The sequence below is a fragment of the Bizionia saleffrena genome (assembly GCF_008086175.1).
Taxonomy (GTDB): Bacteria; Bacteroidota; Bacteroidia; order Flavobacteriales; family Flavobacteriaceae; genus Bizionia; species Bizionia saleffrena.
In genome coordinates this window covers 50,535-61,594 of the sequence record NZ_VSKM01000017.1, presented here as the reverse complement: position 1 = coordinate 61,594, position 11,060 = coordinate 50,535, and the positions used below count along the sequence as shown (strand labels likewise).

11 protein-coding genes and 1 tRNA gene are annotated in these 11,060 nt (G+C 35.8%); 10 read left to right on the top strand and 2 right to left on the bottom strand.

Annotated features, from left to right (window positions below):
• Positions 1–215 (top strand): transposase (locus ES676_RS13415; protein ID WP_148370838.1); only part of this gene is annotated, 215 nt, incomplete at its 5' end.
• 109 nt (positions 216–324) lie between these two features.
• Here the strand turns inward: ES676_RS13415 and ES676_RS13410 are convergent.
• Positions 325–402: transfer RNA gene (locus ES676_RS13410), tRNA-Pro, on the bottom strand.
• A gap of 120 nt (positions 403–522) precedes the next feature.
• Between ES676_RS13410 and ES676_RS13405 the strand changes: the two genes are divergently transcribed.
• From ES676_RS13405 to ES676_RS13365, 9 genes are all read left to right on the top strand, one after another.
• Complete coding sequence (locus ES676_RS13405) at positions 523–1,626, top strand: PQQ-dependent sugar dehydrogenase (RefSeq protein ID WP_148370837.1); 1,104 nt, start codon at positions 523–525, stop codon at positions 1,624–1,626.
• Positions 1,627–2,107: 481 nt separating this feature from the next.
• Positions 2,108–2,722, top strand: a complete 615-nt coding sequence (gene udk, locus ES676_RS13400) for a uridine kinase (protein WP_148370836.1) — start codon at positions 2,108–2,110, stop codon at positions 2,720–2,722.
• Positions 2,715–3,017, top strand: a complete 303-nt coding sequence (locus ES676_RS13395; protein ID WP_148370835.1) for an FtsB family cell division protein — start codon at positions 2,715–2,717, stop codon at positions 3,015–3,017. The genes udk and ES676_RS13395 overlap by 8 nt, the downstream gene beginning before the upstream one ends.
• Entirely contained in the window at positions 3,010–4,359 is a 1,350-nt protein-coding gene (locus ES676_RS13390) for a methylmalonyl-CoA mutase subunit beta (RefSeq protein ID WP_148370834.1), read from the top strand. The genes ES676_RS13395 and ES676_RS13390 overlap by 8 nt, the downstream gene beginning before the upstream one ends.
• The gene (locus ES676_RS13385) at positions 4,359–5,057 is read left to right on the top strand and encodes a hypothetical protein (protein ID WP_148370833.1); all 699 of its coding nucleotides are present in this window, start codon (positions 4,359–4,361) and stop codon (positions 5,055–5,057) included. Before ES676_RS13390 ends, ES676_RS13385 begins: the two co-directional genes overlap by 1 nt.
• Entirely contained in the window at positions 5,057–7,177 is a 2,121-nt protein-coding gene (gene scpA / locus ES676_RS13380; protein ID WP_148370832.1) for a methylmalonyl-CoA mutase, read from the top strand. The genes ES676_RS13385 and scpA overlap by 1 nt, the downstream gene beginning before the upstream one ends.
• A 176-nt stretch (positions 7,178–7,353) precedes the next feature.
• The gene (ric, locus tag ES676_RS13375) at positions 7,354–8,088 is read left to right on the top strand and encodes an iron-sulfur cluster repair di-iron protein (protein ID WP_148370831.1); all 735 of its coding nucleotides are present in this window, start codon (positions 7,354–7,356) and stop codon (positions 8,086–8,088) included.
• 5 nt (positions 8,089–8,093) lie between these two features.
• Positions 8,094–9,329 (top strand): hypothetical protein, encoded by a 1,236-nt coding sequence (locus ES676_RS13370; protein WP_148370830.1) that lies wholly within the window; start codon positions 8,094–8,096, stop codon positions 9,327–9,329.
• Positions 9,277–9,738: a hemerythrin domain-containing protein gene (locus ES676_RS13365; RefSeq protein ID WP_148370829.1), complete on the top strand. Its 462-nt coding sequence runs from the start codon at positions 9,277–9,279 to the stop codon at positions 9,736–9,738. The genes ES676_RS13370 and ES676_RS13365 overlap by 53 nt, the downstream gene beginning before the upstream one ends.
• Before the next feature lie 28 nt (positions 9,739–9,766).
• Here ES676_RS13365 and ES676_RS13360 read toward each other — a convergent pair whose 3' ends face one another.
• The gene (locus ES676_RS13360; protein ID WP_148370828.1) at positions 9,767–11,032 is read right to left on the bottom strand and encodes an alginate export family protein; all 1,266 of its coding nucleotides are present in this window, start codon (positions 11,030–11,032) and stop codon (positions 9,767–9,769) included.
• Positions 11,033–11,060 lie beyond the last annotated feature (28 nt).

Here is an 11,060-nt window from a genome sequence, read left to right as displayed (position 1 = left end):
ATAACGAAGTAGAAAACTCAAATTTTAAGTCCTTCAATACCATTGCAAGGTCTATACAAATCCATTACAAACCAATTTTGAATTATTTTAACAACAGGAGCACCAATGCTTCCGCGGAATCTTTTAACGCAAAAATTAAAGCCTTCAGAACACAATTTAGAGGTGTCAAAAATATAGAATTTTTCCTTTTTAGATTGACTACTATTTTTGTTTAAACACAACATTTAGGAATGATCCCAGAATTCCCTTGATTACCGTTTGGTTGAAATTAAGGAATGTTTAACCATAAAAAAAAGCCTAAAATCTAGAGATTTTAGGCTTAATTGGTCGGGGTGGCAGGATTCGAACCTGCGGCCTCCACGTCCCAAACGTGGCGCGATAACCGGGCTACGCTACACCCCGAATAGTTATCTACAATTTAAATAGCTTCATACCGTTTTAATTGTGGTGCAAATATAACATAATTCTTAAATAAGAGACTATAATTATTGTAAATTGTAGAAACTTTTTTCTTATCCCCCTATGAAACTTAAAAACATCCTTTTCTATTTCTGTTTTTTATTGATTGTAACTTCCTGTGCACAAGATAAAAACCATATAAATACTAACGCAGATTACGAGATTGTTGTACCCGAATTAAATAATCCGTGGGGCTTTGTTTTTTTACCGGATGGCTCCATTTTAATCACTGAAAAGGAAGGTAAACTCATTCATTTTAAAAATAACACTAAAAAAGAGGTCGCTGGACTACCAGAAATTTACGTTCGTGGTCAAGGTGGCTTGTTAGATATTGTACTACATCCTAATTATAAAGACAACGGATGGATTTATTTCTCGTACGCTTCTCCAAAAGGAAAAGATAATGGAGGCAATACCGCTATTATGCGGGCCAAACTAAAAAATAACACACTCACCAACACACAACTACTTTACAAAGCCGAGCCTAACAGTACTAAAAGTGAGCATTTTGGTTCGCGAATTGTTTTCGATGCAGATAATTATATGTTTTTCTCGATTGGCGAGCGCGGCGAACGCGATATAAATCCACAAGACCTTACACGAGATTGTGGTAAAATTTATAGATTGCACGACGATGGTCGCATACCAGAAGATAATCCGTTTATAACTATGACCAATGCAAAGCACGCCATTTATTCGTACGGTCATAGAAATCCACAAGGTATGACCCTACACCCGGAAACCGGAGTTCTATGGTCGCACGAGCACGGCCCAAAAGGAGGTGATGAAATCAACATTGTAAAAGCCGGTAAAAATTACGGCTGGCCAGAAGTTACGTTCGGAAAAAATTATACGGGCACTACCATTTCAGAAACCACAGAAAAAGAAGGGATGGAAAACCCAATCCATTATTGGACACCTTCAATTGCTCCTAGCGGTATGGCGTTTATAACATCCAATAACTATGGCGACTGGAAAGGTAGTTTATTAGTAGGTTCTTTAAAATTTCAATATTTAGATCGTTGCGTAATTAAAAATAATAAAGTAATAAAAGAAGAACGTTTATTAGATAAAATAGGCCGTGTTCGCTCTATAAATCAAGGCCCCGATGGTATGATTTATGTGGGCGTAGAACAATTAGGCCTCATAAAATTAAAAAGAATATAATATTAACAGTAAAAAAATTTACGTACACTATGCTTAATTTGTACCCTGTTTTTAGTTGTATGTAAATTAAAAACACAACGGGTTTACGAAATACTTCAGCCATAATAAAATTAGACCACGAAGCTGAAAAATATTTTTAAGGAATTCTATTGGTCATCATTTACACGAAAGTTTCGGTGTTATTAAGGTGTTTTCCGCTGTTAGCGAACTCCTGTTTTTTTAAAAGATAAACAGAGACGCACGCCGCCACGTTTTAAAATAAGAACTAAGGCGAGAAATGACTGCAAATAGAGGAGTCTATAATAATATAATGGCGTAATTACAATTTACGAATAAAGAAGTGGCTAGCGTAATCAATTACATTACAAATAGTTGCAGAAATACAAACCATTATGAAATGACAGCGTAAGAAGTTTCAAAAATTCAGCAATAAAGATTTCTAAAAATACTTAAATTTGCACTCTAACAAACGGATACATATATGTTAATAATAGGAATCGCAGGTGGAACAGGTTGCGGAAAAACAACAGTTGTAAACCAAATACTTAATGAATTACCAGAAGGTGAAGTGGGTATAATTTCGCAAGATTCTTATTATATGGACACGACGCACCTACCTTACGAAGAGCGTATAAAAATAAATTTCGATCACCCACGATCTATAGATTTCGATTTATTGGGCGAACATTTAAAAGACTTAAAAAGTGGCAAAGCAATAGACCAACCTGTATATTCGTTTGTAACCCATAACCGGACGGGAGACACTATAAGAACACACCCTAGAAAGGTAATGATTGTAGAAGGAATTTTAATTTTAACGAACCCCGAAATCCGTAAAATGTTCGATATTAAAATATATGTGCACGCCGATAGTGACGAGCGACTAATACGCCGATTAAAACGCGATATTGCAGAACGAGGACGCGATTTAGATGAAGTGCTAACACGATACCAAACGACTCTAAAACCAATGCACCAACAGTTTATAGAACCAACAAAAGAATACGCAGATATTATAATACCCACCAATAAATATAATACCGTTGCAGTAAATATTGTAAGAACAATAATCAACGACAAACTAACTAATGCTTAAGTATTTCAAAAACATATTCGTGCTAATTACACTAGGTTTCGTTATTTGGATGCTGTTTCTGGATAGTAATTCTTATTTAATTCATTATGATTTAAATGAAGAGATTGATGAACTAGAAAATGAAAAGGAATATTATAGAAAAGAAATTATAAAAGATAATAAGGCCATTAAAGAGCTTAAAAGAGAAGAGGGTTTAGAGAAATTTGCTCGTGAAGCTTATTATATGAAGCGTGAAAATGAAGACATCTACATTATTGAATATGCAGATAGTTTAAAAACAAAAAACAATGAGTAAAAAATTATTTGAAGACTTTGAAGGCGTTACTTCTAAAGCTTGGAAACAAAAAATACAGGTCGATTTAAAAGGTGCCGATTATAACGATACTTTAATATGGACAACGAACGAGGATATCAATGTAAAACCTTTTTATCATCAAGACGATTTGGTGGCCGAAAACCCTTTACCGGTAACGTCGAACACTTGGAATATTTGTCAGACTATTTTTGTTGCCGACGTCAAATTATCTAATAAAAAAGCGGTTAACGCTATTGAACGTGGCGCCGAAAGTATCGCCTTTATTATTCCAGATAATGAGGTATCAATAACCGATTTAACAAAAAACATTGATATTTCTGTAATTCCGTTACATTTCAAATTACAGTTTTTAGATGCTATTTTTGTTGCTAAAGTGTACAAATTATCTTCAAAAAACATTACGGTTAATACCGATATTATTGGAAATTTAGCGAGATCTGGAAATTGGTTCTCAGGTTTCGAAGCCGATTTTACAGCATTAGAAACGATAATAAAAACTAATCCTTCCGCCTTAAGTGTAGACTCCGGTTTATATCAAAATGCAGGTGCTAATAATGTGCAGCAATTAGCTTACACTTTGGCTCACGCTAACGAATACCTCAATGCGTTTGGAACGACACTGTCGGCTCCAATTACATTTAACGTATCGGTAGGTACCAATTATTTTTTCGAAATTGCTAAACTCCGTGCGTTACGCGTGCTTTGGAAAACTATCGCTAAAGAATATGGCGCAAATACCGACTGTTTTATTTTTGTTACACCAACAAAGCGTAATAAAACCATTTACGATTATAATATAAATATGTTGCGTACCACCACAGAATGTATGAGTGCTATTTTGGGTGGAGCCAATACCATTTGTAACTTAGCGTACGACGCCATTTACCACAAAGACAACGAGTTTGGAGAGCGAATTGCTAGAAACCAGTTGCTTATTTTAAAGCACGAAAGTTATTTTGATGCTGTAGAGAATGCTTCAGATGGAAGTTACTATATCGAAAATTTAACCACGCAACTTGCCGAAAAAGCATTAACTCTTTTCAAATCTATTGAAAACAAAGACGGCTTTTTACACTTGTTGAAGTCAGGCACTATTCAGAAGAAAATAAAAGAAAATGCCCAAAAAGAAGTAGAACAATTCAACAACAAATCACTTATTTTATTAGGAACAAATAAACACCCAAACCCTGAGGATAAGATGAAAAACGATTTAGAATTATATCCGTTTTTAAAAATGAATACACGCAAAACACTTATAGAACCTATTTTAGAAAAACGTATTGCTGAAGCTGCAGAACAAAACAGATTAAATCAAGAATAATGAAAATTACTTTTATAAAAAGCGTCGTGCTACTAATCTTATTTTCTTTATCTGGATGCCAAAAGGAAGAACGTATTGTTTATAAATACACAGAGCAACCAGACCTCATTATTTGCGACGTAAAGAATGAAGACTTATATAATGAAGCAATCCATTCGTTTGAGAACGATATTTTTGCGTTTTACGACGCTATAGATCAGTCGCCCTTAAAAGGATACACGCAGTTTACAGCACTCGCTTTAAACGGACGACTTAAAGTGGAAGACATTGCGAGTGAGCACAGCTTAAAATTAGCTAAAGCACTAAAGAACGACAACCAGTTATGGCAAACAACAGCAGGAATAAGAACACTAAATTATTCAAGTTTGTTAATGGATTGCCTTGTAAATAAAATAAAAAACGACGATTTAAAAACAACGTTTAATGCCTTATTATCGACCAATAGTATGCGTCGTAACACCATTTTAACGCCCATTAGAAATAATGCACGGCAACTGCTTACCGATAAAAGTTTAAAAGCCTTTGTAGCTTTCGAATATTATTACGCGGTTTTAATGGATAAAAAGTCAGCGCAACTTACTATTAAAGTTGCGCCTATAAAAGTAAATACGGCTGTAGATTTTAATAAAACGCCAAGGCTAGAGCGCACACCAGCACGCAATAAAATAGATAATCACGAAGGACATAATCACGACTAATGCAAAGAAAAAATCTTCAACATATCGAATTACAATCGGAAACTAAACCGTTAGAAAAAGTCGTTACAACGACACTAACGGCCGAAGACATTACTGTAAAATCAAACTACAGTAAAACCGATTTAAAAAATGTAGAACACTTAAACTTTGTGGCTGGAATTGCGCCTAATTTGCGTGGTCCCTACAGCACAATGTATGTAAGACGACCGTGGACGATTCGCCAATATGCCGGGTTTTCTACTGCCGAAGAGAGTAATGCGTTTTACAGACGAAACTTAAAGGCCGGACAAAAAGGATTATCGGTTGCTTTCGATTTAGCAACACACCGTGGTTACGATAGCGATCACGAACGCGTTGTTGGAGATGTTGGTAAAGCCGGTGTAGCCATTGATAGCGTTGAAGATATGAAAATATTATTCAACCAAATTCCGCTAGATAAAATGTCGGTTTCAATGACAATGAACGGAGCTGTTTTACCTATTATGGCTTTTTATATTGTTGCCGCGGAAGAACAAGGTGTTAAACCGGAGCTCTTGGCAGGAACCATTCAAAATGATATTCTAAAAGAGTTTATGGTGCGTAACACTTACATTTACCCACCTGCGCCTTCAATGAAAATTATCTCTGATATTTTTGAATATACCAGCAAGAATATGCCCAAATTTAACAGCATTAGTATTTCTGGTTATCATATGCAAGAAGCTGGTGCCACTGGCGATATTGAATTGGCTTACACGCTTGCGGATGGTTTAGAATATATAAGAAAAGGCTTAGATGCCGGAATGGATATCGATACGTTTGCTCCTCGCCTATCATTCTTTTGGGCGATTGGAATGAATCATTTTATGGAAATTGCCAAAATGAGAGCCGCAAGAATGTTGTGGGCAAAATTGGTAAAGCAATTTAATCCGAAGAACGAAAAATCGCTATCACTGCGTACGCATTGCCAAACCTCTGGGTGGAGTTTAACAGAACAAGACCCTTTTAATAATGTAGCACGAACCACTATTGAAGCTGCTGCTGCCGCATTTGGAGGCACGCAAAGTTTACACACCAATGCGCTAGATGAAGCCATTGCTTTACCAACCGATTTTTCAGCTAGAATAGCAAGAAACACACAACTCTTTTTACAAGACGAAACCCAAATCACTAAAACCGTAGATCCTTGGGCAGGTAGTTATTATGTAGAAAAATTAACACACGATATTGCGCAAAAAGCTTGGGAGCTTATAGAAGAAGTAGAAGAGCTTGGCGGAATGACAAAAGCCATAGAATCTGGTGTACCAAAATTAAGAATTGAAGAAGCAGCAGCAAGAAAACAAGCGCGTATAGATTCTAACCAAGACCTCATCATTGGAATTAATAAATACAAGCTAGACGCTGAAGATCCGCTTCATATTTTAGAAGTAGATAACCAAACGGTGCGCAAGCAACAATTGGAACAATTGACGACACTTAAAGCCGAAAGAAATACTGATAAAGTAACCAAAGCGTTAGTAGATTTAACAGAAGCTGCTAAAACAGGTGAAGGAAATTTATTAGCTTTAGCCGTTACAGCGGCTCGCGAACGCGCAACTTTAGGCGAAATAAGTGATGCTTTAGAAGTTGTTTACGGCCGTTATAAAGCACAAATAAAATCATTTTCTGGCGTGTATAGTAAAGAAATTAAAAACGACGAAAGCTTTAAAAAAGCAAAAGAATTAGCCGACACCTTTGCCGAGCAAGACGGGAGGCGTCCGCGTATAATGATTGCTAAAATGGGACAAGACGGTCACGATCGTGGCGCCAAAGTAGTCGCTACAGGTTATGCCGATGTTGGCTTTGATGTCGATATCGGACCTTTGTTTCAAACGCCTAAAGAAGCTGCTAAACAAGCCGTGGAAAACGACGTTCACATTTTGGGTGTTTCTTCTTTAGCAGCGGGACATAAAACGCTGGTCCCACAAGTTATTGAAGCTCTTAAAAAGTATGGTCGCGAAGATATTATGGTTATTGTTGGTGGCGTTATCCCAAAACAAGATTACCAGTATTTATTCGATGCTGGTGCCGTTGCCGTTTTTGGACCCGGAACAAGAATTAGCGATGCTGCCATTACCATATTAGATATTTTAATAGACTAATTCGGTTTTAGTGAGTTGTCTATTTTATTTATAAATTCCATAAAGGACAATAGTGTCTTTTATGGAATTTATCGTTATATTTGTAATAGTCAATTTACTATTAATAATTTCAATTAAATACGGCTAAAATAGCGTCAATATAAAGGACAATTTTATCCGATAATAAACAAGGACATATGGAAACACAAATTAAAAACGCACAAAAACCAATAGGTCAATTTGTAGCAGACGACTTTAGAACGGCAGCAGTATTTTATTCTTATGGTATAGATTTTTGCTGCAAAGGTAATCGTAGTGTAGAAGAGGTCTGCGAAAAAAATAATATCGACGCACAAGAACTATTAGATAAATTAGAAGCGATAAGCAAAAACACTTCAAAAAATATAGATTATAACACATGGCCACTGGATGTTTTAGCTCTTCATATAGAAAATAAGCACCACCGATACGTGGAAGAAAAGACAACCGTACTTATTCCGTTTTTAAATAAACTCTGTAAAGTGCATGGTACGGCACACCCAGAATTATTTACTATCACAGCGTTATTTACGGCGTCTAGTAAAGAGCTTGCTTCTCATATGAAAAAAGAAGAATTGATGTTATTCCCTTTCATTAAAAAGATGGTAAAAGCCACGCAGACAGACGAACGTATAGATCCCGCGCATTTTGGAACAGTAAAAAATCCTATTGCCAGTATGATGGCCGATCATGATAATGAAGGTGAACGTTTTAGACAAATTGAAGAACTCACCAATAATTACACACCGCCAGCCGATGCATGTAATACGTATAAAGTGACTTTTGCAATGCTAGATGAATTTGAAAAAGACTTACATTTACACATTCATTTAGAAAATAATATTTTATTTCCTAAAGCTGCAGCATTAGAAAAACGTTTATTTACTATTTAATATTTATGTTAAAACATCGTGTTACAACGTGTTTAGTTAATTTCTTTATTGCCGCTATAATGGGCTTACTTTTAAGGTATGCTTTTATAAGCGGCAGTATTATTAATTATAAATACTTAATGCATGCGCACTCTCACGTTGCGATGCTAGGCTGGGTGTATTTAATGTTATTTACTTTTTACGTTCATTATTTTGTACCTGAAAAGTCACAGCGCTATTCCTCATTATTTTGGACTACTCAAGCGGCTGTCATTGGGATGATGTTAAGCTTTCCATTGCAAGGTTATGCCGCTGTATCCATTAGCTTTTCTACACTGCATATTTTTTGTAGTTATGTTTTTGTGTACCGGATTTGGAAAGATATGTACATTAACAACCCCATAATAAAAACGTTAGTCCGGGCCTCTTTAATTTTTATGTTGGTTTCTACAATTGGGGTTTGGTGCTTAGGTCCTGCAGTGGGGCTTTTGGGACAAGCGTCTGCTTTTTATCAAATTGCTATTCAGTTTTTTTTACATTTTCAGTTTAACGGTTGGTTTTTAATTGCGGTTATCGCTATTCTATTTCATAAACTTAAGATTAAACCTTCAAAAGACACACACCTATTTCTTAGGTTTCTTATTTTTTCAACAGTAGTCACTTTTGCCCTGCCTATTCAATGGTTTGCAAATCACCCACTGCTCTATTGGTTTAATGGCTTGGGTATTTTACTTCAATTAATAGCGTTATATTATTTTATTCAAATTGTTAAATCACCTTTAAAAGTAAAAATATCTCAACCATCAAATAGCCTAAACATATTGTACCGATTTTCCTTGATGTGTTTGCTTATAAAAATAGTACTGCAAACACTCTCCATTATTCCGGCGTTTTCTTCCACAGTATACGAGCATCACAATTTTGTGATTGGTTTTATTCATCTCACAATGCTCGGTGTTGTTAGCGGGTTTTTATTTGCGTTCCTATTTCAATCTAAAATAATTTCCATCAATGTTCTTTCTAAACTAGGCGTTTCCCTTTTTCTTTTAGGGATTATAAGCACAGAACTCATACTATTTTCACAAGGCGCTCTTTGGTATTTAGAGCAAGGTATGCTGCCGCATTATTTTAGTATTTTATTTATTGCAAGTATTCTCTTACCTTTAGGAATTCTAATCTTACTTATAAGTTATAAAACACAACACTATTATGGCACAAAAACCATTAAAACGACACGACGCTTTAAAACCGTTAAGCCGTGAGCACCATTATGGATTACTATTATCGTGGAAAATTAGGACTGGCTTTAGCAAGAATATTTCTGCCGAGCGTATAAAAATTTATGCCGATTGGTTTTATAAAACACAATTAATTCCGCATTTTGAATTAGAAGAAGCTGAAATCTTCACGATTTTAAATCCTGATCACGAGGGTATAAAGAAGGTGTTAGAAGACCATAAAAGACTTCATTATCTATTTACTGAAGAACCTGATATAGAAACAGCATTAATAGCTATTGAAAGAGAATTGGAACAACATATCCGGTTTGAAGAGCGGGTTTTATTTCCTGAAATTCAAAAAGTAGCAACCGAAACACAAATGATACATATAGAAAAAATCCATCAACCAGAAGTCTTTCAAGACAAATTGGATGATGAATTTTGGAGATAATCTAAGTCTATATTTCTACTTAACGTCTCTAATTATTATTTCCTGATGATTTAAATAAGCTAGGTTTTACCGTTACCATTGCCCAACCCCAATTGGTTGTTGCCTTATGGTTTCCTCCTTTTAAAACTTCAAGCGTTTCTGTTCCAAATAATTGGGAATACCCCACTTGAAAACTCACCTCTTTTTGCCAGTTGTACGTTACTTTTAAATCTATTTCCGTTCCTAAATAATCGTCTACCGTTTTGTTGCTGGCATCTACAACGGTGGCAGCCGACCAAAATGCGTGCGGTGTCACGCCCACTTTTAATTTGTTTTTCTGATACTTTAAATTAATAAACGCATCGATTAACCCAACAGAGTTTGAATGACTTCCCACATAAAAGTAATCCATTGCACCATTAAATTTGTGGTTGGTACCAAACCAAGGCGTAAATGATTTTAAGTCTGTGCTGGTAGTGTTCATATCGGTTCCCGATAGGTACTCGGCGCCAACGCCCGTTATAAAATTATCGGTCAAACTATAATTTAATTGAGCTGCGGCGTTGTATGCACTTAAATTTCTATTCGCAATTTTACCTGTTTGGTAGTATAACGACGCTTCGGCTGACACATTATTTTCAGAAAACGTTAAATACGTTCCAATAGTTTGGTTGTAATCTACTTTTTCTTCTTGAGGCGCTGCATAATATGTTAATCCGTTATTCAAAACCAAGAAACTAAGGCTGACGTTATTGACAGCAGTATGGTACCAAAAATATTGGAACGCTTTGTAATTATTAAGCGTATAATCGGTTTTTGTTAACGATTCGGAAGTTGCATTTAGCGCCAAACCCAATTCAAAATGATGCTTAGCATTGGGCTTATAAATTGCCAAAACTGCATCGTGACTTCTTCCTTGTTGCGCCCAACCCACACTTCCAAATATACGCTGATCGTCGTACACGATTTCTTGTCGCCCTAATTTTAGCGTAAATTGGGGTGCTAAAAATAATTCCGCCCAAGCTTCGTGCACACTTAATCCGTTATTATCGGTGGTATTTAACGTCGGAACATCACCCCAAACACGAACATCTTGAATACTTAAATACGTCTTAAAATATGTCTGTTCGTAATCGAAATTTAATCGGGTACGTTGTGATACAAAAGCCGCAGCATCCAGTGAATCTACAGGTAATGTTTTATACCCATTGCGGTACTCAAATCGCGGTCTTACTTCGGCGGATACCTCAAAATTTTGAGCATAAAACACCTGACTCAATGCTAAGAATAGCATTAATAAACAATAATTTTTCATAATGTGTTTTTAAATGTATTACGGCGTT

Bases quoted from the DNA above. Each gene is read 5' to 3' on its own strand.
- ES676_RS13405 (WP_148370837.1), top strand. From the start codon at position 523: ATGAAACTTAAAAACATCCTTTTCTATTTCTGTTTTTTATTGATTGTA.
- udk (WP_148370836.1), top strand. From the start codon at position 2,108: ATGTTAATAATAGGAATCGCAGGTGGAACAGGTTGCGGAAAAACAACA.
- ES676_RS13395 (WP_148370835.1), top strand. From the start codon at position 2,715: ATGCTTAAGTATTTCAAAAACATATTCGTGCTAATTACACTAGGTTTC.
- ES676_RS13390 (WP_148370834.1), top strand. From the start codon at position 3,010: ATGAGTAAAAAATTATTTGAAGACTTTGAAGGCGTTACTTCTAAAGCT.
- ES676_RS13385 (WP_148370833.1), top strand. From the start codon at position 4,359: ATGAAAATTACTTTTATAAAAAGCGTCGTGCTACTAATCTTATTTTCT.
- scpA (WP_148370832.1), top strand. From the start codon at position 5,057: ATGCAAAGAAAAAATCTTCAACATATCGAATTACAATCGGAAACTAAA.
- ric (WP_148370831.1), top strand. From the start codon at position 7,354: ATGGAAACACAAATTAAAAACGCACAAAAACCAATAGGTCAATTTGTA.
- ES676_RS13370 (WP_148370830.1), top strand. From the start codon at position 8,094: ATGTTAAAACATCGTGTTACAACGTGTTTAGTTAATTTCTTTATTGCC.
- ES676_RS13365 (WP_148370829.1), top strand. From the start codon at position 9,277: ATGGCACAAAAACCATTAAAACGACACGACGCTTTAAAACCGTTAAGC.
- ES676_RS13360 (WP_148370828.1), bottom strand. From the start codon at position 11,032: ATGAAAAATTATTGTTTATTAATGCTATTCTTAGCATTGAGTCAGGTG.